Annotated in this window: 18 protein-coding genes; 7 read left to right on the top strand and 11 right to left on the bottom strand. The window is 64.5% G+C overall.

Annotation, left to right across the window (positions count from 1 at the left end):
- Window positions 1-166: 166 nt before the first annotated feature.
- The 6 genes from ACVILI_RS05145 to ACVILI_RS05120 all read right to left on the bottom strand — a co-directional run bounded on the left by ACVILI_RS05145 (window position 167) and on the right by ACVILI_RS05120 (window position 6,711).
- Window positions 167-1,165, bottom strand: a complete 999-nt coding sequence (locus ACVILI_RS05145; protein ID WP_019862382.1) for an ABC transporter ATP-binding protein — start codon at window positions 1,163-1,165, stop codon at window positions 167-169.
- A gap of 16 nt (window positions 1,166-1,181) precedes the next feature.
- Window positions 1,182-2,243 carry a Gfo/Idh/MocA family protein gene (locus ACVILI_RS05140; protein WP_038651084.1) on the bottom strand — a complete coding sequence of 354 codons (1,062 nt, stop codon included), beginning with the start codon at window positions 2,241-2,243 and terminating at the stop codon, window positions 1,182-1,184.
- Window positions 2,240-3,079, bottom strand: coding sequence for a carbohydrate ABC transporter permease (locus ACVILI_RS05135; RefSeq protein ID WP_010912697.1), 840 nt, complete (start codon window positions 3,077-3,079; stop codon window positions 2,240-2,242). The genes ACVILI_RS05140 and ACVILI_RS05135 overlap by 4 nt, the downstream gene beginning before the upstream one ends.
- Before the next feature lie 227 nt (window positions 3,080-3,306).
- Window positions 3,307-4,236 carry a carbohydrate ABC transporter permease gene (locus ACVILI_RS05130; protein ID WP_038651080.1) on the bottom strand — a complete coding sequence of 310 codons (930 nt, stop codon included), beginning with the start codon at window positions 4,234-4,236 and terminating at the stop codon, window positions 3,307-3,309.
- A gap of 253 nt (window positions 4,237-4,489) precedes the next feature.
- Window positions 4,490-5,749, bottom strand: a complete 1,260-nt coding sequence (locus ACVILI_RS05125) for an ABC transporter substrate-binding protein (RefSeq protein WP_010912695.1) — start codon at window positions 5,747-5,749, stop codon at window positions 4,490-4,492.
- A gap of 2 nt (window positions 5,750-5,751) precedes the next feature.
- Window positions 5,752-6,711 carry an N-acetylmuramic acid 6-phosphate etherase gene (locus ACVILI_RS05120; RefSeq protein ID WP_038651076.1) on the bottom strand — a complete coding sequence of 320 codons (960 nt, stop codon included), beginning with the start codon at window positions 6,709-6,711 and terminating at the stop codon, window positions 5,752-5,754.
- Between the two features lie 198 nt (window positions 6,712-6,909).
- On the opposite strand from ACVILI_RS05120, the gene ACVILI_RS05115 reads away from it, so the two are divergent.
- The 6 genes from ACVILI_RS05115 to ACVILI_RS05090 all read left to right on the top strand — a co-directional run bounded on the left by ACVILI_RS05115 (window position 6,910) and on the right by ACVILI_RS05090 (window position 14,041).
- Window positions 6,910-7,791 carry an N-acetylglucosamine kinase gene (locus ACVILI_RS05115; RefSeq protein ID WP_038651073.1) on the top strand — a complete coding sequence of 294 codons (882 nt, stop codon included), beginning with the start codon at window positions 6,910-6,912 and terminating at the stop codon, window positions 7,789-7,791.
- Window positions 7,788-8,570 (top strand): GntR family transcriptional regulator, encoded by a 783-nt coding sequence (locus ACVILI_RS05110; protein ID WP_019862377.1) that lies wholly within the window; start codon window positions 7,788-7,790, stop codon window positions 8,568-8,570. The genes ACVILI_RS05115 and ACVILI_RS05110 overlap by 4 nt, the downstream gene beginning before the upstream one ends.
- On the top strand, window positions 8,567-9,601 hold the full coding sequence (locus tag ACVILI_RS05105) for an SIS domain-containing protein (protein WP_038651070.1): 1,035 nt from the start codon (window positions 8,567-8,569) through the stop codon (window positions 9,599-9,601). The genes ACVILI_RS05110 and ACVILI_RS05105 overlap by 4 nt, the downstream gene beginning before the upstream one ends.
- Window positions 9,598-10,770 carry an N-acetylglucosamine-6-phosphate deacetylase gene (gene nagA, locus ACVILI_RS05100; RefSeq protein ID WP_038651067.1) on the top strand — a complete coding sequence of 391 codons (1,173 nt, stop codon included), beginning with the start codon at window positions 9,598-9,600 and terminating at the stop codon, window positions 10,768-10,770. The genes ACVILI_RS05105 and nagA overlap by 4 nt, the downstream gene beginning before the upstream one ends.
- A 10-nt stretch (window positions 10,771-10,780) precedes the next feature.
- Complete coding sequence (locus ACVILI_RS05095) at window positions 10,781-11,893, top strand: NAD(P)/FAD-dependent oxidoreductase (RefSeq protein ID WP_038651064.1); 1,113 nt, start codon at window positions 10,781-10,783, stop codon at window positions 11,891-11,893.
- 75 nt (window positions 11,894-11,968) lie between these two features.
- Window positions 11,969-14,041 carry an ABC transporter ATP-binding protein/permease gene (locus ACVILI_RS05090; RefSeq protein WP_038651061.1) on the top strand — a complete coding sequence of 691 codons (2,073 nt, stop codon included), beginning with the start codon at window positions 11,969-11,971 and terminating at the stop codon, window positions 14,039-14,041.
- On the opposite strand, the gene ACVILI_RS05085 is transcribed toward ACVILI_RS05090, so the two are convergent.
- The 5 genes from ACVILI_RS05085 to ACVILI_RS05065 all read right to left on the bottom strand — a co-directional run bounded on the left by ACVILI_RS05085 (window position 14,038) and on the right by ACVILI_RS05065 (window position 23,895).
- Window positions 14,038-15,552 (bottom strand): malonate--CoA ligase, encoded by a 1,515-nt coding sequence (locus tag ACVILI_RS05085; protein ID WP_038651058.1) that lies wholly within the window; start codon window positions 15,550-15,552, stop codon window positions 14,038-14,040. The genes ACVILI_RS05090 and ACVILI_RS05085 overlap by 4 nt on opposite strands.
- A gap of 167 nt (window positions 15,553-15,719) precedes the next feature.
- Window positions 15,720-16,463, bottom strand: coding sequence for a GntR family transcriptional regulator (locus tag ACVILI_RS05080; RefSeq protein ID WP_240564579.1), 744 nt, complete (start codon window positions 16,461-16,463; stop codon window positions 15,720-15,722).
- Between the two features lie 447 nt (window positions 16,464-16,910).
- Window positions 16,911-17,588, bottom strand: a complete 678-nt coding sequence (gene rpe / locus ACVILI_RS05075) for a ribulose-phosphate 3-epimerase (protein ID WP_038651055.1) — start codon at window positions 17,586-17,588, stop codon at window positions 16,911-16,913.
- 207 nt (window positions 17,589-17,795) lie between these two features.
- Window positions 17,796-21,647 (bottom strand): DUF11 domain-containing protein, encoded by a 3,852-nt coding sequence (locus ACVILI_RS05070; protein WP_240564575.1) that lies wholly within the window; start codon window positions 21,645-21,647, stop codon window positions 17,796-17,798.
- Window positions 21,648-21,657: 10 nt separating this feature from the next.
- On the bottom strand, window positions 21,658-23,895 hold the full coding sequence (locus ACVILI_RS05065; RefSeq protein ID WP_038651049.1) for an NHL repeat-containing protein: 2,238 nt from the start codon (window positions 23,893-23,895) through the stop codon (window positions 21,658-21,660).
- A 212-nt stretch (window positions 23,896-24,107) separates the two neighbouring features.
- Here ACVILI_RS05065 and dnaK point away from each other — a divergent pair, with 212 nt between their 5' ends.
- Entirely contained in the window at window positions 24,108-26,024 is a 1,917-nt protein-coding gene (dnaK, locus tag ACVILI_RS05060; protein WP_038651047.1) for a molecular chaperone DnaK, read from the top strand.
- Window positions 26,025-26,129: the final 105 nt, after the last annotated feature.

The following is a 26,129-nucleotide window of genomic DNA, read 5'->3' as shown; positions in this document are numbered from 1 at the left end:
CCTTCTCCCCTTGCGGGAGAAGGTGGCCTCGCGAAGCGAGGTCGGATGAGGGGTGCTCCAGGGAACGCCGACGTCTCACTCCGCTGGAGCACCCCTCATCCGTCTCGGCGCTAGCGCGCCGATCCACCTTCCCCCACAAGGGGGGAAGGAAGAGCGCGGTCCCGCGCTACTTGATCGTCTTCCCATCCGCGCCAAATCTATACGTCTTCGCCGGATCCGGCGTCGCATAGAGCGTCGCGCCCGGCTCGGCGTCATAGACGCCGAAAATCCGCACCGTAATCAGCCCAGCCTTTTCGCAGTCGAGATAAAGATTAGTGTCGGCGCCGAGATGCTCGGCATGCACCACCGTGCCCTTCCAGCTGCCTGACTTCGGATCGACGGTCAGATGTTCCGGCCGCACGCCGATGGTCTTGGCCGTCTCGCCGAGGCGCGCGCCGTCGATGAAGTTCATCTTCGGCGAGCCGATGAAGCCGGCGACGAATTCGTTCGCCGGTGAATTGTAGAGCTCCATCGGGCCGCCGATCTGCTCGATCCTGCCGGCGTTCAGCACGACGATCTTGTCGGCCAAGGTCATCGCCTCTACCTGGTCGTGGGTGACGTAGATCATCGTCGCCTTCAGCCGGCGGTGCAACTGCGCGATCTCAAGCCGGGTGTTGACGCGCAGTGCCGCATCAAGGTTCGACAGCGGCTCGTCGAAGAGGAACAGTTTTGGCTCGCGCACCACGGCGCGGCCGATGGCGACGCGCTGGCGCTGACCACCGGAGAGTTCGGCCGGGCGCCGTTCGAGATAGGGCTCCAGCGACAACATGGACGAGGCGATGCCGATACGGCGATCGATCTCCGGGGCGGGCGTGCCGGCCTGTTTCAGGCCGAGGCCCATATTGTTCTTCACCGTCAGATGCGGGTAGAGCGCGTAGGTCTGGAAGACCATGGCGATGCCGCGCTTGGCCGGCGGCGTGACGGAGACGTCCTGACCGTCGATGACCACGCGGCCCGAGGTCGAATCCTCCAGCCCGGCGATGACCCTTAGCAAGGTCGACTTACCGCAGCCCGACGGGCCGACGAAGACGACGAATTCGCCATCGGTCACTTCGAGGTTGATGCCCTTCAGCACCTCGACCGGCCCGAAGGCCTTCTTCACATTCTCGATCTTCAGCGAGCCCACAATATTGTTCCTAGCTTTAGAGTTTGACGGCTGCGCCGCTGCGCACGCTCTCGTCGGCGGCAAGGCAGACGGCGAGCGACTTGACCGCGTCGTCCATGTGGCGGGTGAGATCCATGTCCTCGCGGATCGCCTTCAGCACGAAGGCCTGTTCGAGATCGCAGAGGTCCTGGTGGCCGGGTTCGCCCGCCATGGACAGCATCTCGTCCGCCTTGACGAACTTGCCGTCCGGGCCGGTCGCCGCACTGTGCAGCCGGATGGTCGAGGTCTTGGTATGGGTGTCGATGTCGTCGGACTTCACACCTTCCTTCATGACGATCGACACGCAGCCATTCGGCGAGATGACGTCCTTCACGAAGAAGGCGGTTTCGGAGATCATCGGACCCCAGCCGGCCTCGTACCAGCCGACCGAACCGTCATCGAACAGCACCTGCAGGTGGCCGTAATTGTACATCGATGGCGCGACCTCCGGCGTCAGCCGCACGCCCATGCCGCGCACCTCGACCGGCCTGGCATCGGTGATCTGCAGCATGACGTCGAGATAGTGCACGCCGCAGTCGACGATCGGCGACGTCGTCTGCATTAGCTGCTTGTGCGTCTCCCAGGTATGGCCTGAGGATTGCTGGTTGAGGTTCATGCGGAAGACATAGGGGCCGCCGAGCTTGCGCGCCTCGGCGATCAACCGGATCCAGGACGGGTGGTGGCGCAAGATATAGCCGATCACCAGTTTCTTGCCGTTGGCCTTGGCGGCCGCGACGACGCGTTTTGCGGCGGCCACCGTGGTTGCCAGCGGTTTTTCGACGAAGACGTGGCAACCGGCCTCGAACGCCCTGACCGCATAGTCGGCATGGCTGTCGGAATAGGTGGCGATGCAGGCGACATCGGGCTTTTCGTCGCGCAGCGCCTCGTCGAAAGACCGCCTGATGCCATAGGCCGACAGCCCGTCCGGCAGCGGCACGTCGGAGCGGTTGACGAGGGCTGCGATCTCGAAGCCCGGATTGGTGTGATAGGCCAGCGCATGGCTGCGGCCCATATTGCCGAGTCCGGCGACGATTACGCGAAGAGGTTTTTGCGAACTCACTTGACGGCTCCGGAGGTAATGCCACGAATCAGCTGCCGCGAGAAGATGACGTAGAGGATCAGCACCGGCATGATCGCCAGCGAGAGTGCGGCCAGGATGGCGTTCCAGTTGGTGACGAACTGGCCGAGGAACAGCTGGGCGCCGAGCGTCACCGTCTTGGTCTCTTCCGACGGCGCCAGGATCAGCGGGAACCACAGATCGTTCCAGATCGGGATCATGGTGAAGACGGCGACCGTCGCCATCGAAGGCCGCACCAGCGGCAGCACCAGCCGGAAGAAGATGGTGTATTCCGACAGGCCGTCGATACGGCCGGCATTCTTCAAATCGTCGGACACCTGCTTCATGAATTCCGACAGGATGAAGACGGCGAGCGGCAGGCCTTGCGCGGTGTAGACCAGGATCAGCGCCGTCAGCGTGTTGACCAGCCCGCTCGCCACCATCAATTGCAGGATGGCGACGGTACCCAGCCGGATCGGGATCATGATGCCGAGCGCCAGATAGAGTCCCATCAGCGAATTGCCACGGAAGCGGTATTCCGACAGCGCAAATGCCGCCATGGCGCCGAACAAAAGCACGAAGAACAGCGAGGCGACGGTGACGACGAGGCTGTTCTGGAAATAGTGGATGAAGTCGCCCTGGCCGATGACGGTGGTGTAGCCGATCAGGTCGAAGGTTTTTGGCGTCGGCGGCGTCAGCGGCGCGCCGAAAATGCCGGCGCGGGACTTGAACGAATTCATGATGACAAGGATCACCGGAAACAGCGCGATCGCCGTGTAGGTCAAAAGGATCGCGTGAGCGCCGATGGTGCGGGGCAGCGAACGGGTAGCGGTGCTCATTGGAAGGTCTCCTGGACAATCGCGATCCGTGAGGTCGGCGCCCAGGCACCCCCCTCTGCCCTGCCGGGCATCTCCCCCGCAAGGGGGGAGATTGGCAGCTTTTGCGTTGCCGCACGTCTTGCAACGCTGGAGATTGGCGAAGGCCGAAATGACATCCGATCTCCCCCCTTGCGGGGGAGATGGCCGGCAGGCCTAAGGGGGGTGTTCAGCCGTAACATATCCACCCCTCAGAACTGGTAGCGACGCAGGCGCGTCTGGACGAGGAACAGGTAGACGCAGACGCCGCCGAGGATGATCAGGAACATCATCGTGGCGATCGCCGCGCCCATATTGGGATCGCCGACCTGCAGCTGGAAGCCGAAGAAGGCGCGGTAGAGGAAGGTGCCGAGAATGTCGGTCGAATAGTTCGGCCCGGCGAGCGCGCCTTGCGCGGTGTAGATCAGGTCGAAAGCGTTGAAATTGCCGACGAAGGTGAGGATCGAGATGATGCCGATCGACGGCAGGATCAGCGGCAGCTTGATCTTCCAGAACTGCGACAGTCCCGTGATGCCGTCGCATTCGGCGGCCTCGATCACCTCTTCGGGAATCGACAGCAGGGCGGCGTAGATCAGCATCATCGGGATGCCGACGAACTGCCACACCGAGATCAGGCTGAGCGCGGTCAGCGCGTACTGCTCCTTGCCGAGCCAGGGCGTGAACAGGCTTTTCAGGCCGACGAGGTCCATCATATGCGGCGCCACGCCCCACAGCGGCGACAGGATCAGCTTCCAGGCGAAGCCGACGATGACGAAGGACAGGATGGTCGGCACGAAGATCGCCGTGCGGTAGAAGGCCGCGAATCTAAGCCTCGGGCTGGACAAGAGGGCGGCCAGCATGACGCCGATCGGGTTCTGCACCAGCATGTGGATGATGAAGAACCAGACATTGTTGCGCAGCGCATTCCAGAAATTCACCGACCAGTTGGGATCGCCGAACAAGGTGCGGAAATTGTCCAGACCGACAAAGACCTGGTGCTGCTCGATGTTGCGGAACAGCGAGAGCTGCAGCGTGCCGGCAAGCGGCAGGATCATGATCGCCGTATAGACGAGCACGGCCGGCGCCAGGAAGATGGCGATGTGCCAGCGAAACGGTCTTTTCGGTCTGATATCTGCGGCCATGAGTTCGGTTCCCGCCGTCTCTCGGTTCCAGACGATGTTGTTGCTAGATGATGCCTCGATGCACGGCCCCGACATCCTTGCCCGGTGCGGCAAGAACAAAGGCCTGCGACTGATCAGCCAGCCTTCCCCAAGACGAGCAAGGGTAAGGCCGCGAGGCGGTGCCGACAATCGCTATCTGAACGGACTTATTCTGAAAGCCAGGGTATCCGGAACCGGCCAGGCATGCGCCCGGCCGGCTCCGTTGCCTGAGCTCTTACTTCGCCGGCTTATACCAGCTGTCGAGACCGGTCTGCAGCTTCTTGGCCGCGGCTTCCGGCGTGTCGGTGCCGTTGATGACGTTGGCCGATTCAACCCAGGTCTCGTTCTCGAGGTTCGGCGTGCCGCGCGACAGGATCTGGTAGGTCGAGCGGATCGTCGACTTGCACTTGCCGCGCCAGGAGACGAATTCCTGCGCCAGCGGGTCCGCCATCTTCACCGGCGAGGAGTTCAGGCTGAAGAAGCCCGGCAGAGCGTTGGCGTAGATGGTGGCGAAATCCGGCGAGGCCACCCATGACAGGAAGGTCTTGGCCGCGTCGGCATGCTTGGAGGCTGCATTCAGGCCCATGCCGATATCGGTATGGTCGGAGATGTAGCAGGTGTCGCCGGCTTTCTCGACCGGCGGCGGGAAGGCGCCCATCTTGAACTGGGCCTGGGTGTTGAACAGGCCGATTTCCCACGAGCCGGCCGGGTAGATGGCGGCGCGGCCGAGCGTGAACAGGTTCTGGCTGTCCGGATAGGTCTGCGCTTCGAAGCCATCGCCGAGATACGGCTTCCACTTGGCCAGTTCCTCATAGGGCGCGACCCAGTCCTTGTCGGTCAGCTTCTGCGTGCCCTTGATCAGCGCCTGACGGCCGTCCTCGCCCTTCCAGTAATTGGGGCCGATGTTCTGGTAGCCCATGGTCGCGGCTTCCCAGAGATCCTTGGTGCCCATCGCCATCGGGATGTAGGTGCCGTCGGCCTTGATCTTGTCGAGCGCGGCGAAGAACTCGTCGCGGGTCGTCGGCACCTTGATGCCGAGCTTGTCGAAGGCGTCCTTGTTGTAGATGAAGCCGTGGATGACCGACGCCATCGGCACGCAGAAGCTCGCCTTGCCGTCATCGGTCTGCCAGGCGGACTTGGCGACCGGCGAGAAGTTCTCCATGCCGGGCAGCGCCGAGAGATCGGCGAGGTTGCCCTTCTTGTAGAGCTCGAGCGACTTGTCGAAGGGGCGGCAGGTGATCAGGTCGCCCGCCGAGCCGGCGGCGAGCTTGGCGCCGAGGGCTGCGTCATATTCGGTCGGAGCCGATGGCGCGAACACCACCTTGATGCCGGGATTCTTGGCTTCGAAGGCCGGGATCAGCTTGTCCTTCCAGATGGCAAGGTCGTCGCCGCGCCAGCTTTCGATGTTGAGCGTTACGTCCTCGGCATGAGCCAACCCGGCCGAGCCGAGAATGCTGGTGCCCAGAAGCAGTGCCGTCAGTAATTTCGTTGTCATGCTCAGTCTCCCTGTTGACCTTTTTCAGGTTCGGTTTTGATGAGAACAGAGGTTTTAGGCCCCTTGCTCCCCTCGATCGCGGAAAGCGCCGGTCGCAGCTTCTGGCCGGTTCCTTCCAGCAGTTTCTCCGCCGCATCGGCGCTGTCGGCGCCGGCGGCGAGCAGAATGGCGGTCTTGACCGCGCCGCCGCTCTTTTCGAGCAGCCGGGCGGCTTCGTTCCTGTCGCGCCCGCTGATGGCGGCGACGATGCGCGCGGCGCGGTCGCGCAGCTTGATGTTGTCGGCCATGAGATTGACCATGTAGCCGTCATGGACATGGCCGAGATGGACGGCGGTCAGCGTCGACAGCATGTTGAGCGCGATCTTCTGGGCGGTACCGGCCCCCATGCGCGTCGAGCCGGCGATCACTTCCGGCGGCGTTTCCAAGAGGATGGCGGTTTCCGCCTGACGCAGCAGCGCTGAGTCCCGGTTGTTGGCGATGCCGATGGTGGCCGCGCCACGGCGCCGGGCGTCCTCGATGGCGCGCACCGCATAGGGCGTGGTGCCGCTGGCGGAAAGGGCGATCAGGCAATCGCCGGCGCCGATGCCGGCCTTGGCGACCGCCGCCGCGGCTTCCTCCGTATCGTCCTCGGGGCCGCCGGCCAGCGTCTTGAAGGCCTCGTCGCCGCCGGCGATCAGGATGGCGATGCGGTCGCGCTGGATGCCGAAAGTGCCGGGAAGCTCCAGGGCGTCGGCCAAAGCCATCAGGCCGGAACTGCCGGCCGCGGCATAGGCAAGCTTGCCGCCGCCGTTCAACCGGCTGGCGATGATCTCGGCTGCCCGAGCGATGGCGGGGATGGCGTTGTGGACGGCCTTGGCGGCTTCGATCTGCGCATCGGCCAGCGAAACAAGGATGGCTTCCGGAGCCTGGATATCCAGCCCCTCGGCATTCCTGTGAAGCGCTTCGGTGCGCGTTTCAGCCATCCGTGTTCCTCCAATACCAGAACAATACCAAAAAAATACCACTTGTCCACACGCATTAACGAAATCGCGGAGAGGAAATCGTTCAGTCGACGAAATGTTCAGGATTTTCAATAAAATACGGCTTAATCTTTTTGAAACGGAAATTAACTCTTGGCTATTGGTATTTTATTGGTATTATCCGCCCGGAGGAGAAATCGCGTGAAATTCGTGCTCGGTATCGATGGCGGCGGCACCAGCTGCAGGGCCGCCCTGGCAACGGTTGAAGGTTCGGTCATCGGCCGTGCCAAAAGCGGCGCCGCCAACATCCGCACCGACCTCACCGGCGCGCGCTCGAACATTGTCGACGCCGCGCGGCAAGCCTTCATCGCCGCCGGGAAGGATCCCGAACTCATCCCGCAAACACCGGCCATTCTCGGCCTTGCCGGTGCCAATGTCGGCACCTACCGGCAGCAGCTCGAAGCCATCCTGCCGTTCAGCATCAGCCGCGTCGAGACCGATGCCGAGATCGCGCTCGAAGGGGCCGTCGGCTCCGGTGACGGCGCCATGGCCATCCTCGGCACCGGCACCGCCTATATGGCGCGCAAGGATGGCACGTCGCGCGCCATCGGCGGCTGGGGCTTCCAGGTCGGCGACCAGGGCAGCGGCGCCCGCATCGGCCGCGACCTCCTAGAACAGACGCTGCTTGCCCATGACGGCGTGCGCGCGGCTTCGCCGCTGACCGACACCATGATGGCCATCTTCCGCAACAATCCCGAGGACGTGGTCGAATTCACCACCAATGCCAAGCCCGGCGATTTCGGCGGCTTCGCGCCGAAAGTGTTCGAGCATGCGCAAAAGGGCGATGCCGTCGCCAACTGGATCGTCGACAAGGCGGTCGGCGATGTCGAGGCGTCACTCGGCGCGCTCGGCCTTTCGGACGATGCGCCGCTTTGCCTGCTCGGCGGGCTGGCGCCGCTCTACGCGCCGCGCCTGTCGGCGCGCTACCGGGCACTGCTCAAGCCGCCGCTCGACGATGCGCTGGGCGGCGCGGTGCAGATGGCGGTCCGGCTTTTCGCCAGACCGGTGGAGGCGGCGCGATGAATGACGCCGCCGACCAGATCTTTGCCACGCTGAAGCAGTCCGCGCAAAGCGGCGCGCCGCTCTATCTGCAGCTGCGCAAAAGCATCGAGGACGCCGTCAATCGCGGCCTGATCGGCCCGGGCGACGCGCTGCCTTCCGAACGCGACATCGCCACCAAGGCCGACATTTCGCGCGTCACCGTGCGCAAGGCGGTGCAGGATCTGGTCAAGGGCGGCATCCTCGTGCAGCGCCACGGCTCCGGCACTTTCGTGGCGCCGCGCATGGAGCGCGTCGAGCAATCGCTGTCGCGGCTGACCTCGTTTACCGAAGACATGGCGCGGCGCGGCATGGCGGTGCGTTCGGCATGGCTGGACCGCGGCCTCTACGCGCCCTCGCCCGACGAGATGATGGTGCTTGGCCTGTCATCGAGCGAACTGGTGGCGCGCGTGGCGCGCCTGCGCATCGCCAACGACACGCCGCTGGCGATCGAACGCGCCTCGCTGTCAGCGAGCGTGCTGCCCGACCCAGCTGGTATCGGCTCCTCGCTCTATACGGCGCTGGAATTGACCGGCAACCGCCCGGTACGGGCGGTGCAGCGCATCTCGGCCGCCAATCTCGGCGACAGCGATGCGCGTCTGCTCGAAGTGCCGCCCGGTATCGCCGGCCTGCATATCGAACGCATTTCCTATCTGGCGAGCGGCAAGGTGATCGAATTCACCCGCTCCATCTACCGGGGCGACGCCTATGATTTCGTTGCCGAACTGCGGCTGACAGGGCCGAGCGAAGAGGGCCGACCATGATCTCCAACACCACCCATATGCAGCGCGAGATCGAGGAGATCCCTGAGGCCGTCGCCCGGCTGCTCGACGGCTCCGGCGCCGTGCTCGCCGAGGCCGGGCGCGGTATCAAGGAGCGCGACCCGCATTTCGTCGTCACCGTGGCGCGCGGGTCGTCCGACCATGCGGCCACCTTCATGAAATATGCCGTGGAGCTGACCGCGGGCCTTGCCGTCGCTTCGGTCGGTCCGTCCATTGCCTCGATCTATGGCCGCAAGCTGAGGCTCGACGGCTCGGCGTGTCTCACGATCTCGCAGTCGGGCAAGAGCCCCGACATCGTCGCCATGGCCGAAACCGCCCGCGCCGGCGGCGCGCTGACCATCGCCGTCACCAACACCGCCGACTCGCCGCTGGCGCGCGCCTCGGACTATGCGATCGACATCCTTGCCGGCCCGGAGCGCAGCGTCGCGGCGACCAAGACCTTCGTCAATTCCGCCGTCGCCGGTCTTGCGTTGATGGCGCATTCCACCGGCGACGAAGCTCTTCTGGCAGCACTGGCCCGTTTGCCAGAGCATTTCGGCAAGGCGATCGCCTGCGACTGGATGAGCGTGCTGGCCGAAACCATCGAGAAGCAGAAATCGCTGTTCATCCTTGGCCGCGGCCCGTCGGCGGCGATGGCCAACGAGGCGGCGCTGAAGTTCAAGGAAACCTGCGGCATGCATGCCGAGGCCTATAGCGCGGCCGAAGTCATGCATGGCCCGCTGGCGCTGATCGGTCCCGATTTTCCGGTGCTGGCGCTGGCCGCGCGCGATGCGTCAGAACCGTCCATCACTGAGGCGGCCGACGGGCTGGCGGCCAAGGGGGCGCCGGTGTTCGTCACCTCAGCGCTTGCCAACCGCGCCACCCGCCTGCCGCATGTCGCCACCGGTCACCCGCTGACCGATCCGCTGACGCTGATCGTTTCGTTCTACGTGTTCGTCGAGGCCTTCGCGCGCCATCGCGGCCTCGATCCAGACACGCCGCGCAATCTTCGCAAAGTGACGGAGACCGTATGAGCGACCGTTTTGCCCTGACTGGCGCCCGAATTTTCGACGGCGACGACTGGCATGAAGGCCACGCCCTAGTCGTGCGCGACGGCCTGGTCGAGGCGATTTTACCCACCGGCGCCCTTCCCTCGGATATCCGCGCCGCCGACACCGGCGGCGGCATGCTGGTGCCGGGCTTCGTCGACATCCAGGTCAATGGCGGCGGCGGCGTCATGCTCAACGACCACCCCGATGTCGCCTCGATCGAAACCATCTGCCGGGCGCATGCGCCGTTCGGCACGACGGCGCTGCTGCCGACGCTGATCACCGACACGCCCGCGATCACCGCTGCCGCCATCGCCGCTGGCGAGGCCGCCGCGCGGCAAAAGGTGCCGGGCTTCCTCGGCCTGCATCTCGAAGGCCCGCATCTGTCGATCGCGCGCAAGGGCGCGCATGATCCGGCGCTGATCCGGCCGATGACGGATGCCGACCAGGCAATGCTGATCGCGGCGCGGCCGAAACTACCGGTGCTGCTCACCACGATCGCACCGGAATCCGTCGATCCGGCGCGCGTTGCGGCCTTGGCCAAGGCCGGCATCATCGTCAGCCTCGGCCATTCCGACACGGGCTACGCCACGGCAAAGGCCTTTGCCGATGCGGGTGCCGGCGTGGTCACGCATCTGTTCAATGCGATGAGCCAGATCGGCAACCGCGAGCCTGGCCTCGTCGGCGCGGCCGTCAACATCGGCACATTGTCAGCCGGACTGATCGCCGACGGCATCCACGTCCATCCAGCCAGCATCAGGATCGCGCTCGACGCCAAGCAGGGGCCGGGCAAGATCGTGCTGGTCACCGATGCGATGGCGACGATCGGCACCGACATGACCTCGTTCACGCTCAACGGCCGCACCATCTACCGCAAGGACGGGAGCCTGCGGCTTGCCGACGGCACGCTGGCCGGCGCCGATCTCGACATGATCTCGGCTGTGCGGTTCATGCACGATGTCGTCGGTGTCGATCTGTCCGAGGCCTTGCGCATGGCCTCGCTCTATCCGGCGCAGGCGATCGGCCAGTCGCACCGGCTTGGCCGTCTGGCCAACGGCACGGCGGCCGACATCGTTGCGCTGTCGGACGATCTTGGCATAGGAAGCGTCTGGATCGGCGGCGACAAGGTGTTCGAGGCCGGCGCTTCACGCTGAAGGCGGGGCCATGCAGACAATCGATTGTGTCGTCGCCGGAGCGGGCGTCGTCGGGCTTGCCGTCGCCAGGGCGCTGGCCGTGTCGGGCCGCGAGGTGGTGGTGGTCGAGCAGGCCGATGCGATCGGCACCGCCACCAGTTCGCGCAATTCCGAAGTCATCCATGCCGGGCTCTACTACGCACCGGGAAGCCTGAAGGCCCGGCTCTGCGTCGAGGGGCGCCGGCGTCTCGACGCCTACTGCGCCGAGCACGACATCGCCCATAAGCGCACCGGCAAGCTGATTGTCGCCAGCGAGCCCGGCCAGACCGACGGGTTGCGGAAGATCGACGCCAATGCGCGACGCAGCGGGGTTGATGATCTCGAGTTTTTGACGCAAAGCGAGGCCGAAAGCCTGGAGCCGGCACTGACCTGCGCCGGCGCACTGCTGTCGCCATCGACGGGCATTGTCGACAGCCATGCGCTGATGCTGTCGCTGCGCGGCGAGGCCGAAGCCGCCGGTGCGTCCTTTGCTTTCCTGACCACCGTTGCAAGGGCGACGGTGGAGGCTGGCGGGATCCGGATCGAAACGCGCGATGCCAATGGCGAGGCCTTCGCCCTGGATGCCGGCGCTTTCATCAACGCTACGGGCCTCGATGCGCAGGCCCTGGCCGGCCAAATCGACGGTTTCCCCGGGGATTTCATCCCCCGGCAGTGGCTGGCGCGCGGGAATTATTTCGCGCTTCCCGGCCGGTCGCCGTTTTCGCGGCTGATCTATCCGGTTCCGGTCGAAGGTGGCCTCGGCGTCCATCTGACGCTCGACCTTGGCGGCGGCGCACGCTTCGGGCCTGATGTCGAATGGATCGACCGTGTGGATTACACGGTCGATTCCGGCCGAAGTTCTGCCTTCTACGAAGCGATCCGGCGCTATTGGCCCGGTCTTGCCGACGGCGCTCTGCAGGCGGCTTATGCCGGGGTCAGGCCGAAACTGTCAGGTCCCGGCCAGCCTGCCGCCGATTTCATCATCCAGGGTCCGGCCGACCACGGAGCCGGACGGATCGTCAACCTGTTCGGCATCGAGAGCCCCGGCCTGACGGCAAGCCTGGCCATCGCCGACCATGTCGTCGAACTGCTGTACCCGCGATAACGGTCGCAGCCGGGAATTTTGCCATATAAGCGGGCGACATGAAACCTTTTGATTTCAAGCTCGTTGTCGGGGCGTATGTCCGAGGCGAAACCCAGATCGAAACCGGCCGACGGCATCAAACCGCGCGGCACCCCGAAGCCGCGACGGCAAAAGCCGCGTGACGAGAGACCGCGCGGGGAGGAACCGGGCGAAAAGAAGCCGCGCGATAAGAAGGCATCGACCGTGGAAGCGGCGGCGTCCGAGATTGTCGGCGAAGCCCCACCGCCGGAGGCCGTCGAACCCGATCCCGAGCTGGCGCCCGAGCAGTTAGAACAGGCGCGCAAGAAATATTTGCTGAAACGGTTCTGGATCAGCGGGCGCGGCTATTGGGGGCGGCACGGCGACAGGCTCGGCTGGCCATTGACGATCGGGCTGCTGATCCTGATCGGCATCAATGTCGGCTTCCAGTACGGGATCAATGTTTGGAACCGCTCGATTTTCGACGCCATCGAGAAGCGCGACGCCCACACCGTCTATTTCCTGAGCGCGGTGTTCGTGCCGCTCGTCATCGGCAGCATCAGCCTTGTCGTCACGCAGGTCTATCTGCGCATGACGATGCAGCGCCGCTGGCGCGCCTGGCTGACCACCTCGGTGATAGCGCGTTGGCTCGCCAATGGCCGCTACTACCAGTTGAACCTCGTGCAGGGCGACCACCAGAACCCCGAGGCCCGCCTCTCGGAAGATCTGCGCGTCGCCACCGAGGCGCCCGTCGACTTCGTCGCCGGCGTGATTGTCGCCACCCTGTCGGCCTCGACCTTCATCGTGGTGCTGTGGACGATCGGCGGGGCCTTGAGCTTCAACTTGGGGGGCTCGACTTTCACCGTGCCCGGCTTCCTCGTCGTCACGGCGGTGATCTATGCCGCGATCACTTCCACGTCGATGTTCGTCATTGGCCGCGATTTCGTGCGGCTGTCCGAAGAGAAGAACCAGGCGGAAGCCGAATTCCGCTACGTGCTGACGCGCGTGCGCGAAAACGGCGAGAGCATCGCCTTGCTCGGCGGCGAGGAGGAGGAACGCAGCGGCATCGACAAGACCTTTGCCGGCGTGCTGAAACGCTGGGCACAACTGACCGGCCAGCACATGCGCACGGCATTGGTGTCGCAGGGTTCGAGCCTGTTCGCACCGGTCGTGCCGGTGCTGCTGTGCGCGCCAAAATTCCTTGAAGGCTCGATGTCGCTCGGCCAGGTCATGCAGGCGGCGTCCGCCTTCGCCATCGTGCAGGGCTCTTTCGGCTGGCTGGTCGACAATTATCCGCGCCTCGCCGACTGGAACGCCTCCGCACGCCGCATTGCTTCGCTGATGATGTCGCTCGACGGGTTGGAGCGCGCCGAGCAGAGCGACGAGCTCGGGCGCATCCAGCACGGCGAGACCAAGGGCGACACCATGCTCTCCCTCGACAATCTCTCCGTGACGCTCGACGACGGCACGTCCATGGTGAAGGAAACGGAAGTCGCGGTCGAAGCGGGCGAACGGGTGCTGGTGTCGGGCGAATCCGGCTCGGGCAAGTCAACTCTGGTGCGGGCGATCGCCGGCCTGTGGCCATGGGGAAGCGGCAGCGTCAATTTCCATCCCGACAAGCGGTTGTTCATGCTGCCGCAGCGGCCCTACATCCCTTCGGGCACGCTGCGCCGGGTGGTCGCCTACCCCGCGGCCGCCGACAAGTGGAAGCTCGACCAGATCAAGGCCGCTCTCGACAAGGTCGGCCTCGGCCACCTCGGCGGCCGGATCAAGGAGGAAGCGCCCTGGGACCAGATGCTGTCGGGCGGCGAAAAGCAACGTGTCGCCTTCGCGCGCCTCTTGCTGCATCGCCCCGACATCGTCGTGCTGGACGAGGCAACGTCGGCGCTGGACGAAAAGAGCCAGGACCAGATGATGGAAACGGTGATCCGCGAACTGCCTAAGGTTACCATCGTCAGCGTGGCGCATCGCGCCGAGCTGGAAGCGTTCCACACCCGCAAGATCACGCTGGAGCGGCGCAAGGGCGGCGCGAAACTGGTCGGGGATATCGATCTCGTGCCGCGCAACCGCAAACGCGGGCTATTTCAGCGCGCCTTGTGGGGCTCCGGCACCAGGATCAACAAGCCGCGCAAGACGGCGAACGGCAGTTAGGACGCGTAAATATCCTTATAGGCATCGCGCAGAAGATTCTTCTGGACCTTGCCCATCGTGTTGCGCGGCAATTCGTCGACGAAGATCACTTGCTTCGGGTGCTTGTACCTGGCCAGTCGCCCGGCGATGGCGCCGAGGATTTCGGCTCCGGTGATCGCTGCCCCTGGCGCCCGCACGACGACCGCGGTGACGCCTTCGCCGAAATCCGGATGGGCGACGCCGATGACGGCGCTTTCGCTCACTCCATCAAGCGCGTCGATCTCGCTTTCGAGCTCCTTCGGATAGATGTTGTAGCCGCCCGAAATGATCAGGTCCTTGCCGCGGCCGACAATATGGACATAGCCGTCGGCGTCGACCATGCCGAGATCGCCGGTGATGAAGAAACCGTCGGCGCGGAATTCCGCCTTGGTCTTTTCCGGCATGCGCCAGTAGCCGCCAAAAACGTTCGGACCCTTGACCTCGATCATGCCGACCTCGCCCTGGGCCAGTGGCTTGCCGCTGTCGGGGTCGACGATGCGCAAAGCGACACCCGGCAAGGGGAAGCCGACCGTGCCGGCGCGCCGTTCGCCCTCATAGGGGTTCGAGGTGTTCATGTTGGTCTCGGTCATGCCGTAGCGTTCGAGAATGGCGTGGCCGGTGCGCTCGCGCCAGGCCTTGTGCGTGTCGGCCAGCAGCGGCGCCGAGCCGGACACGAACAGGCGGATGGTCTTCGTCGCCTGTCGGTCCAATCCATCCTGCTGCAGCAGCCGCACATAAAAGGTCGGCACGCCCATCAGCGCGGTGGCGCGCGGCAGCAGCGCGACGATCCGGGCCGGATCGAATTTCTGCTCGAACAGCATCGAGGCGCCCGCCATCAGGACGACATTGGTGGCGACGAACAGGCCATGGGTGTGGAAGATCGGCAGCGCATGGATCAGCACGTCGTCTGACGTGAAGCGCCATTGCTCGACCAGCACCCGCGCATTCGAGGCCAGGTTTTCGTGGCTGAGCATGGCGCCTTTCGAGCGGCCTGTCGTTCCCGATGTGTAGAGGATTGCCGCGAGATCATCGGGCCCGCGCGCCACATCGTGAAAATCCGACGGCAGACGCGAAGCCTGGTCCGCCAGCGATCCCCGGCCGTTGCGGTCGAGCGTGACGACGACGGCGCCGGATGGCTCGACCATGCGCCCGATATCGGCCGCCCTTGCCGGATCGCAGACGATGACGCGCGGCGCCGCATCCCCGAAGAAATAGGCAAGCTCGGTCAGCGTGTAGGCGGTGTTGAGCGGCAGGAAGACAGCGCCGGCGCGCACGCAGGCGAGATAGAGCAGCAGCGCCTCCGGGCTCTTGTCGACCTGCACGGCGACCCGGTCGCCGGGCTTGACATCCAATTGCAGCAGCGCATGCGCGAACTGTGCCGACCGCGCCAGCATGTCGCCATAGCTGAGCGAGCGCCCGTCATCGGTTTCCATCAACAGATGCCCGGGCGCCGGCATCCGGGACTTGAACGCATCGAACAGATGATTGCTCATGAAGTCTTCCCGCAGTGACGGCAATGGCGACGCCGGCAACGCCTTGAGGGCTACATGAGTCGGCGGCGAAGAGTTCGCGTTTCCAAGCCATGCCGTCAAGGCCGCAAACGGCGGTCCAGCACGTCACTCCCGCCGAAGGTCGCGACAAGGCGCCAAGGGAAAGATCGTTACCGCCGGGCGCGTGCGGCCGAGGCGGCGACCTTTGAGACTTCACCTTGCTTGAAACGCTCCATGCATATGGAAGCGGTCAGCTGGTAGTGGTCGATCAAAGCCTGGACCGCGCCATCGGCATTGCCGTCCAGCGCGTATTCGGCGATCAGCCGGTGTTCGGCGGAACCGTCGCGCGGGACGCTTTCGCCGCCATTGGCCATTTGCCGGTAGCGATAGGCGTGATCGGAAAGCTGATCGCAGAAACCCACGAGCCAGTGCGACCGGCAGGCGGAGATGAGCACGCGATGGAAGGTGCGATGCAATTTCTCCCAATCCGGATCGAGCGACGAGGGATCTTGCTGCGAAAGACGTGACGCGCGGCCCAGGCGATGCAGCGCCAGCACCAGTTGTTCTTCCCATTCCGCGGTGCGGTGGGCGATGGATTCGCGAAGCGCCCGCTCCTCGAGCCAGCAGCGGGTGCGCGTCAGCTCCTCGAGCTCCGCCGCACTGACCGGCATGATGAAAAAGCCACGCTGGTCGTGGCGACCAAGAAGTCCTTCGGAGGCAAGGCGATTGAGAGCTTCGCGAACCGGGGAAGCGCCGGCGCCATATTTGGAAACAACCCACTCGACCCGCAGCTTGCTTTCGGTTTCAAGAGCGCCGCTGAGAAGATCCTCCCGCAATTGTTGGTAGACCGTACTGGCAAGTGTGCTCTTGGATCCTGTGCCGTCGTCGTTCAGGTTGGCAGCTCCGTATGTCAAGGTTGACTCCTTGTCCCCAATTTTCCGGGCAATGCGAGTCCTAGAAGAATCTTCCGTACGTGTACCATACAATGTCTGCGTCAAGGGGCTCAAGCAGAAGATGGCGCTATTGTACTTAAGCACAAAGAAATATACTCCGCTCTGCATCTGATCGTGGAAACTTGCGCATCTCTACAACCAGCAGAAACTTAACGTGTTTTGTATACACGCAGGTTTATCCGTTTCTTGTGTGCCTGTGCGAGCATCTTTTCTGTCGCGCGCAAAGACTGCGGGCGGTTTGCCCCAATCAGGCCCGTCAGCGAATCCGATTCGTGGCGGCGCGTTAGAGCAATTCCAGGAAAAGTGTGAGCGGTTTTCCCGGGAAAAGCGCGGAGCGCTTTCCCTTGAGAATTGCGCCAAAACAAAGCGTTAGAGCGATCCGCCGTTTCCGTGAAACGGTGAAACGCTCTAGCCGGCGGCCTTGTCGGCCGCTGTCCTGATCGCCTCGATGTTGGCGCGGTAGGCTTCAACGCTGCCGCCCTTGAAGATGGCCGCACCCGCCACCAGCACATCGGCACCGGCTGCCGTGACCAGGGGGGCTGTCTCCGGCGACACACCGCCGTCGATCTCGATGCGGATCGGCCGGTCGCCGATCAGCGCCTTGACCCTTCTCACCTTGTCGACGACCCCCGGGATGAAAGCCTGGCCGCCAAAACCCGGATTGACAGTCATGATCAGGATCAGGTCGAGCCGGTCGAGCACATATTCGATCATCGTTTCCGGCGTCGCCGGATTGAGCGACACACCGGCCTTCTTGCCGAGATTCCTGATGGTCTGCAGCGAACGGTCGAGATGCGGCCCGGCCTCGGCATGCACGGTCATGCCGTCACAGCCGGCCTCGGCGAAAGCGGCGAGGTAGGGATCGGCCGGCGCAATCATCAGATGGCAGTCGAAGAAGGCCTTGGTGCGGTTGCGGATCGCCTTGATGACGGGCGGGCCGAAGGTGATGTTGGGGACGAAATGGCCATCCATGACATCGAGATGGATCCAGTCGGCGCCTGCCGCCGCGACGGCTTCGACCTCGTCGCCGAGCCTCGAAAAGTCCGAAGCCAGCACCGATGGTGCGATCAAGGTCTTTCTGCTCATCCTGCGGCCTTTCCGGGCGCCCTTTTCATACCGGTCACTCTGGACCGACTGCCTAATGCCCGGCGGGTGACTTGTCGAGGGTGCAGACGTGGCGGCTCCACAGGCTTGGGTGGCGTTGCCGCGTCTGCGATCCCCGATTGCCGGTGCCATGAAGAAAAACCCGCCGGATTGCCCCGGCGGGTTTCTGGTCTGGCGTCGAGCAGCTGGTTACTGCTGCTGGAGCTTCAGGATTCTGTTTGGTGCTGGATCCTGCTGCTGGTCGACCTGCGGCTCACGCCGTGGCAGCACCTGCTGTAGCAGCAGTCCCGGGTTGATCTCCAGCGATGGTTGTCCCCGGATCGGACGGCAGTTTGGATACCGTCCGATCGTGCCTTCCGGGCAGCGCCGCTTGAAGATCGGCTGGCACTGGCCATTGATCATCTGGGTGCCCGGCGCGCACTCCGTCTGCTGCCTGGGCCTGCGGCATGCGCCGTCGATCACCTCGGTCCCGCGCGGACAGACACACTCGCCGCGCTTGTTGTGGACCTGGCCGCGTATGTCGCATTGCTCCAGTTGCGGCTGCTTGCGCCGACATGCGCCGTCGATCACCTCAGTCCCACGCGGGCAGACGCAATCGCCATTGGCATCGTGCACCTGGCCGCGGATAGCGCACTGCTCAGGCTTCGGCCGGACCGGACGGCAGGCGCCGTTGCGCACCTCGGTGCCCTGCGGACAGACGCAATCGCCATCGCCATTGCGGATCTGGCCGGGGATGCGGCACTGCTGAGGCTTCGGCCGCACTGGACGGCAAGCGCCGTTGCGCACCTCGGTCCCCTGCGGGCAGACGCAATCGCCATCGGCATTGCGGATCTGGCCGGGGATGCGGCACTCCTGGGGCTTCGGCCGGATCGGGCGGCAGGCGCCGTTGCGCACTTCGGTCCCTTGCGGGCAGACGCAGTAGCCGTCGGCGTCGTGGATCTGGCCGCGGATGGTGCACTGCTCGGGCCTGTTGGTGCTGACGCACTTGCCGTTCTCCAGCGCCGTGCCGCGCGGGCAGATGCAGCGCCCGTCCTCGGTGCGGATCTGGCCTTCGAGCAGCACGCAGCGCTTCGGCGGCGGTGGCGTCGGCAGAATGTTGGTGCCGCCGCCGGTGCACTGGCCGTTGCGGAAGGTGGTGCCTTCCGGGCAGACGCAGCGGCCGGCATCGTTCATGACGAAGCCCGGCGAGCATTCCTTCTTCACCTCATGGGTGATGATGAAGGGATGGCACGCATAGGCTTTGCCGCGATCGCCCTGCACATTGGCCGCATCCTTGGACAGCACGTCGCCGCCGTCCTCAACCCGCGTGTCGGGAGACAGGACGCCAACGCAGTTCTGGCCATTGACGTTGCCCTGCAGGTTGGCCAGACGCCCGTCGTCGGGAATGACTACGGTGACATGATGCGACTGGCTCTCGCCGGCGCCGAGCGTCAGGTTGGCGATGCAGGACAGAGGCAGGGTTGCCGGTTCGGGCGAGCAGCCGAAGGGCGGATCGATCGAGGTGATCGCGACGCCGTCCAGCCGGCCGAGACCTTCGACGCCGATCGCATCGCCGATGCGGACCGGGCCGGAGAAGGGGCTCGTCCCGTCATTTGATATGGTGATGTCGAACGAGCAGGGCTGGCCGAGCCGGCATTCGCGGTCGCCGGTCTTCTCGACACGGATGGTCGAAGCGCCGCCGCCCTTGGCGCAGGCCTGGCCGATCGGATAGACGATGTCGTCGCCAGGCGCCCGACCATAGGAGCCGCGCGCGCAGTTTTCGAACTCGCCATTGGCCGAGACCGTGACGTCGAAGTGCCTGCTGGTTCCGGGCGTCATGACGGCGCCGGGAATCTGGCACGACAGCGTGTTGGCCGGAACCGGTCCGCACGCCCATTCCGCGCCGTCAGGAGTGACGGTCTGGATCTGGACGGGCGCGCCGCCCGACACCAGCGTGGCGGCATCGTTGACCCGCACCGGCCCGGTGGGGGCGGCCGTGCCGGCGTTGGAGACGGTGATGCGGCAAGAGACGACCGCGGCACCGGCCAGCGAGCCGTTGCACACCTTGGTGATGCGCAGGCCAGGCTTGCCGCCATTGGGACGACGGATGCGTTCCTTGGCGCAGGCCTTGTTGTTGGTGAGATCGACCTCACCGGGAATGGCCTTCACCGCGGCGCAGTTCTCGACCGTATCCGACTGATAGTCGGCCGGCATGACCGCCTTGACGAAGATCGGCGTCGAGGCGCCCGCGGGCAGCGAGATGCCGGCATTGTCGCAGCGGAACTGGCCGGGGCCGTTCGGACCGCATGTCCAGGGCGGGCTCGGCCCGAAGGTCGAGGAGCTCGGTGCGCCGCCAGGATAGTTGTCGATCACCGTCAGCGGCCCGTTATAGGTCGATGTGCCGTTGTTGATGATGTCGATCACGAAGTAGCAGACGCCGTCCGGCGTGCAGACCGGGATGCGCGCGCGCTTCTTCAGGATCAGGTCGACCTTCTTCTCGACCGGCGGCTGGCAGTCGCGGTCACGATCGCCACGGCGGCAGATCGGGATCGAGGCGCAGCCACGATCATTCGACTGGCTGCCGAACAGCGGCTTGCCGCTGGCGGCATAGTTGTAGGTCGCGCAGTTGCGCAGCGCACTGCCTTGCCAGCCCCCGGCCGGCTTGAAGCCGAGCTTGAGGTCGACAAAGGCCCCCGGATTGAGCGTGGTCACCGGATAGGTGCATGTCATCGGCGTGGTGCCGGGCACGCAGACCCAGGGCGGATTGGGCCCTGAACTCAGCGTCGAGCCGGCCGGCAGCGTCACCTCGTCGAGCACGATCTTGCCGTCGTAGGGCGCGGTGCCGACATTGGTGACCCTGATGGTGAAGTCGCAGCCGCCGGCCATGGTGCAGCGTGGGACATCGGCGCGTTTCTCGACCTTGAGATCCGGCTCCTTGTCCTTGGGCGGGCACCGCTGGTCACGCGGGATGACGATGTCGATGGTCTGCGTGCAGCACAGGCCCCAGCCCTCCTTCGGCCCGGCATAGGTCTCGATGCCGGTGACGATGAGGTGGATGACGTCGCCGGGCGATGCGCCGACGATCTTCCAGTTGAGCACACCGCCGCCCACCGGCACCAGCTGGGTGTCGGGGATGATGGTGATGCCAGGCGTGGTGGTCGACACCTGCACCCACTTGCCGCCCATCTCCGGACCGACCGGCATGTGGTAGATGAAGGCGCCGCCGCCGGGCACGCAATCGACCGTGCCGCGTTCCACCTTGAAGCATTCCTTGCCGGGAGGTGGTGGCGGCGGGTTGCATTTGGTGACATCGATCTTGATCGAGGTCTTCACACCGGTCTTGTAGTCACCATCGTCAGGCTTGCTCGGATCCTGCGACGGGATGATGGTCCCGGTGCCGGCTTCGTTGCTCACCTTGATCAAGCCCTGATTGTCGACGATCGTCGGCGCGGGAAACGCCGCATGGTCGATCTTGGCGGTGATCTGGAAATTGATGACACGTTCATTGGCGGCACCGGCGCCGTCGAGATCGGCGGCGGAGAGCCGGAAATCGGACACCGTGGCGGTATCATTGGGACCCGCCGTATTGCTGATCGTCGCGCTCGGCAGGGGTCCGCCGGAGGCATCCGTGCCGTCGCCGGACACATTGACGTTGACGATGGCAAGGCCGTGCGGAAGCTGGTCCTTGAACTCGATCTTGAGTTTCTTCAGCAAGCCCACCAGGCCCGGATCGGCAAAACCCTGCGGGTCACCGCGCAGGCCGAAGCTCAGGGAGTAGACGACATAGTCGCAGCCTCTCTGGGTGCCTTGCTTGGTGAAGAACGGGACGACCCGCTCCGGCCTCGGATTGACGACGCGCGAATTGTCGAGATCGAGCCTCAGTTCCGGGGTGATCGGAGCGGCGTCTTCCGCGTGGCTCGCGAACGGGGTTAGCATGGCGACCGCGATACCGGCCGCCATCAGCCAGCGCGCGCCGCGCCTGGCGTATGACAGGGGTTTCATGATCGTCTCCATGACGGTTGCGTGGTTTTGCGCGAGCGGGGAGAGTGCGAGATTGTTCATCTTCCCCTCCTCAACGTTCGCAGCTGACGGCTGGGGTGCGGAGCGGCAAGGTCATCTTGCAGCAAGGGTAGTAGCCACCCTTGTCCTTGTCGGACTTCCTGTAGAAGCAAAGTCCAACATCCACTCTGTCGCCCGGATAATGGCCGGTGATGCCGATCGTGTAAGGCTTGCCGGGCGCATGCGACATGGGTGACGTCACCGCGACGCCTGGCGTCCTGGACTGGGCCTTGATCGAATCGCCGCCGAAGCCGGCATGGTCATGGAGATAGAGATCGGCCTCGAGGCCCGAAGGCGTGCAGTAATATTGCACGTCGTCGACATCGAGACAGGGAGGCAGATTGCCGGGCGGTGGGAAATCCGGCGGGTAGAAGGGTGGCAGATAGCCGCCCGGGATTTCTTCATAGTAGCCGGCGCGGCCCTCGCAGGGGTGCCAGACGGCGACGTCGCCGACATGGCCTTCCACCTCGGGATCCTCGAAATAGCCGTCGAAATCGACGAACCAGGAACCGAAGGGCGGCACGTTGGCCGGCTTGACCAGGTCCTTGGGCGTGATCTGCACGCCGTGCACGGCGAGCGGCCCGCCGGCGGCGAGTTGCTCGGCAAGCGTCGGATTGTCGCGCAGTTTGTCGCCGGTGTTGACCAGCGTCTGCGTGCATACCGAGGTGTCGAGATTGCCGTTGGCGTCATAGCCATATTGCAGGTCGAGGCCGCCGGCCGACTGCCGGTTGCCTTGCGGGAAACCGACCGCGTATTCCTGCGGCACTTCCACCCAGACCGATTCCGTTGCCGGATCGTCCGGATTCTCACGCCAATAACGGATGACCTCGCCTTTGCCGGAATCCGCGAACTGGCTGTAATCATAACGGTTTTCGACCGGGCCGCGCTGGGCGAGATACATGAAGCCGCTGTTGTCGAAGGCGATGTCGGTGACGGCGTAGTCCTTGTCGGCCTTGACCGTCAGTTCCCAGCGCGGGTCGCCGGCAAAGCTGCCGTCGCGGGCAATGCCCACCGACCAGATTTCCGACTTTTCGCCGACCGAATAGTAGAGCCGGCCGCCATGGTAGAAGACGGCCCAGACGCGGCGCTCGTCCTGGGTGTAGCCCCAGGTCTCGGGGTCTTCGGTGTCGAAGGCAGCACCCTGAATGTCCATCACCGCGCCGTCGTCGGCGACGGGAGCCAGGCCATGCGCCGGGCGCCCGGCGACGCCATGATCGAACGTGTCGATCAATCTGCCGGTGGCGTCGATGCGATGGATCAGGCCGGTGTCGAGATCCGAGGCGAAAAACTGGCGGTGGTTGGGATCGAAGGTGAGATTGCCGATGCCGGGGCCGCTGTTGGTGTCGATGTCGGCGAATTTGGCGACCTGGCCGGTGATGCCGTCGATCTTCCAGATGGTGCCGGGTCCGCCGCCGTTTTCGGTGCCGAACTGGCCATCCATGAAGGCGGCGCCCGCCGTGCCGCGGCGCTGCCGCTCCGGCCTGCCGTCATTGTCGGTATCAGGCGTGACGATGCGGATGCCGTGCAGCGAGGTGGCGGCGGCGTAAAGATTGGGAACGCCAGACGGAACGCCATCGCGCACGCCGTCATCATAGGTGAGGCCGAAAACCTGGCCGATCTGGCCGGCCGTGACCTCGAAGGGCGGCGGCGTGAAGACGAGCTGGCCCGAGGCCGGCCCGCCGAGATGCGAAACGTCGAAAACGCGCAAAGTGGCGCGCGTGGTGTCGATGAAGGTTTCGTCGACCGGATCGACACCGGGCGGCAGGCCTTCGTCGAAATTCGGAATGATGGTGCCGGAAAATCCGGTGACCGCCATCGAGCCGGGATAGATGATCTGGGTGTCCTGCGCCCGGGCGACGCCGCCAAGCCAAAGGCCGGCGGTCAGGGCAAACGCAAGAAGTCCGCCGGTTGCCTTGATCAGGCGGTGCAACCGGCTGATGCGAGAAGACACGAACGGGCCGTGATCGCAAGACATGGAACTCCCCCCGAAGTCTGCGGGAGGAGCCTCCGGCTGTGCCGCGCGAACCAGGGCAAGGCGCGGCGGTCCGGCTCGTTCTTCCCTGCTCGAATTGTCTGCTTTCCTCATTGTCACGATACGCCTGCTCTTACGCAGGGTCAACGGAATCAGCGGGAAGCCCAGCGCATCGACCCCGTCCCGAAGGCGGTGGTCGCGCCGAGCTCCTGTTGTTCCCGGAGACCTCAGAGCCTCTGGGTTGCTGGTCATGGGGGCTTCCTTTCCGGGCCGCACCATGCGGCACCTTGACCTCTGTCGCGGACGGAGGTGAAAAGGTTCATGGAAGCCTTGCGCAGAATGCTTGCGCCCGATGCTGCCTGTTCTTATATACGCGCCAAGCCGTGCGACGCCGGGACACCGGTGGCCGGACGGGATTTCTTATGAACAGGGGCTTTCGTCGGAACGCCTTCATGGGTCCTGAAAGCCTGCTTAGAGGAGAGACTAGAAAAATGGCAAAAGTAATCGGTATCGATCTCGGCACCACCAATTCCTGCATCGCCATCATGGATGGCAAGGAGCCCAAGGTGATCGAGAATGCGGAAGGCGCGCGCACGACGCCTTCCATCGTCGCCATCTCGGGCGACGGCGAACGTCTGGTCGGCCAGCCGGCCAAGCGCCAGGCGGTCACCAATCCTGAAAACACCATCTTCGCGGTCAAGCGCCTGATCGGCCGCCGCTATGACGATCCGGTGACGGAAAAGGACAAGAAGCTTGTCCCCTACAAGATCGTCAAGGGCGACAATGGCGATGCCTGGGTCGAGGCCGGCGGCAAGAAGCAGTCGCCCAGCCAGATCTCGGCCATGATCCTGCAGAAGATGAAGGAAACGGCGGAAGCCTATCTCGGCGAGAAGGTCGAGAAGGCGGTCATCACCGTTCCGGCCTATTTCAACGACGCCCAGCGCCAGGCCACCAAGGACGCCGGCAAGATCGCCGGCCTCGAAGTGCTGCGCATCATCAACGAGCCGACGGCTGCCGCGCTCGCCTACGGCCTCGACAAGAAGGATGGCAAGACCATTGCCGTCTATGACCTTGGCGGTGGCACGTTCGACATTTCGGTGCTCGAAATCGGCGACGGCGTGTTCGAGGTGAAGTCGACCAATGGCGACACCTTCCTCGGCGGCGAGGATTTCGACATGCGCCTAGTCGAGTACCTGGCGGCCGAGTTCAAGAAAGAACAGGGCATCGACCTGAAGAACGACAAGCTCGCCTTGCAGCGTCTCAAGGAGGCGGCTGAAAAGGCCAAGATCGAGCTGTCGTCCACCACGCAGACCGAGATCAACCTGCCCTTCATCACCGCCGACGCGACCGGCCCGAAGCACCTGACGCTGAAGCTGACGCGCGCCAAGTTCGAAAGCCTGGTCGAGGATCTCGTCCAGCGCACCATCGACCCGTGCAAGGCGGCGCTCAAGGATGCCGGCCTGAAGGCCGGCGAGATCGACGAAGTGGTCCTGGTCGGCGGCATGACCCGCATGCCCAAGATCCAGGAGATCGTGAAGCAGTTCTTCGGCAAGGAGCCGCACAAGGGCGTCAACCCGGATGAGGTCGTTGCTCTCGGCGCCGCCATCCAGGCCGGCGTGCTGCAGGGCGACGTCAAGGACGTGCTGTTGCTCGACGTGACGCCGCTGTCGCTCGGCATCGAGACGCTGGGCGGCGTGTTCACCCGGCTGATCGAGCGCAACACGACGATCCCGACCAAGAAGAGCCAGGTGTTCTCGACCGCTGAAGATTCGCAGTCGGCCGTGACCATCCGCGTCTTCCAGGGCGAGCGTGAAATGGCCGCCGACAACAAGGCGCTCGGCCAGTTCGACCTGGTCGGCATCCCGCCGGCGCCGCGCGGCGTGCCGCAGATCGAGGTCACCTTCGACATCGACGCCAACGGCATCGTCAACGTTTCGGCCAAGGACAAGGGCACCGGCAAGGAGCACCAGATCCGCATCCAGGCCTCGGGTGGTCTTTCGGACGCCGACATCGAGAAGATGGTGAAGGACGCCGAAGCCAACGCCGAGACCGACAAGAAGCGGCGCGCCGTGGTCGAGGCCCGCAACCAGGCTGAGGCGCTGGTGCATTCGTCCGAGAAGTCGCTGAAGGAATATGGCGACAAGGTCTCGGAAGCCGAGCGCACGGCGATTTCCGATGCCATCGCGGCGTTGAAGACCGCCGCCGAGGGCGACGACGCGGCCGACATCGAGGCCAAGAGCCAGGCGCTTGCCGAAGCTTCGATGAAGCTTGGCCAGGCCATGTACGAGGCTTCGCAGAAGGAAGCGGCGGACGCCGATGCCAAGGCGGACGCCGCCAAGGACTCCGACGTGGTCGATGCCGATTTCGAGGAAATCGACGAGGACGACGACAAGAAGAAGTCGGCCTGAGCCGCCTGACGGCAAGATAAAGCGGAAAGCCCGGCATAAAGCCGGGCTTTTTTGCAACCCTTGCCGGAAAAGTGCGGGACCTCCCCGAAAAAACGACAGAAAAAC

This window comes from Mesorhizobium sp. USDA 4775 (genome assembly GCF_054062655.1).
Note: the sequence above shows the minus strand (reverse complement) of the source record. Positions and strands in the feature narration are given on the sequence as shown.

Coding starts and splice junctions, on each gene's coding strand:
- ACVILI_RS05135 (WP_010912697.1), bottom strand. CDS start 3,079: ATGAGCACCGCTACCCGTTCGCTGCCCCGCACCATCGGCGCTCACGCG.
- ACVILI_RS05130 (WP_038651080.1), bottom strand. CDS start 4,236: ATGGCCGCAGATATCAGACCGAAAAGACCGTTTCGCTGGCACATCGCC.
- ACVILI_RS05125 (WP_010912695.1), bottom strand. CDS start 5,749: ATGACAACGAAATTACTGACGGCACTGCTTCTGGGCACCAGCATTCTC.
- ACVILI_RS05120 (WP_038651076.1), bottom strand. CDS start 6,711: ATGGCTGAAACGCGCACCGAAGCGCTTCACAGGAATGCCGAGGGGCTG.
- ACVILI_RS05110 (WP_019862377.1), top strand. CDS start 7,788: ATGAATGACGCCGCCGACCAGATCTTTGCCACGCTGAAGCAGTCCGCG.
- ACVILI_RS05105 (WP_038651070.1), top strand. CDS start 8,567: ATGATCTCCAACACCACCCATATGCAGCGCGAGATCGAGGAGATCCCT.
- nagA (WP_038651067.1), top strand. CDS start 9,598: ATGAGCGACCGTTTTGCCCTGACTGGCGCCCGAATTTTCGACGGCGAC.
- ACVILI_RS05095 (WP_038651064.1), top strand. CDS start 10,781: ATGCAGACAATCGATTGTGTCGTCGCCGGAGCGGGCGTCGTCGGGCTT.
- ACVILI_RS05090 (WP_038651061.1), top strand. CDS start 11,969: ATGTCCGAGGCGAAACCCAGATCGAAACCGGCCGACGGCATCAAACCG.
- ACVILI_RS05085 (WP_038651058.1), bottom strand. CDS start 15,552: ATGAGCAATCATCTGTTCGATGCGTTCAAGTCCCGGATGCCGGCGCCC.
- rpe (WP_038651055.1), bottom strand. CDS start 17,588: ATGAGCAGAAAGACCTTGATCGCACCATCGGTGCTGGCTTCGGACTTT.
- ACVILI_RS05070 (WP_240564575.1), bottom strand. CDS start 21,647: ATGAACAATCTCGCACTCTCCCCGCTCGCGCAAAACCACGCAACCGTC.
- ACVILI_RS05065 (WP_038651049.1), bottom strand. CDS start 23,895: ATGGTGCGGCCCGGAAAGGAAGCCCCCATGACCAGCAACCCAGAGGCT.
- dnaK (WP_038651047.1), top strand. CDS start 24,108: ATGGCAAAAGTAATCGGTATCGATCTCGGCACCACCAATTCCTGCATC.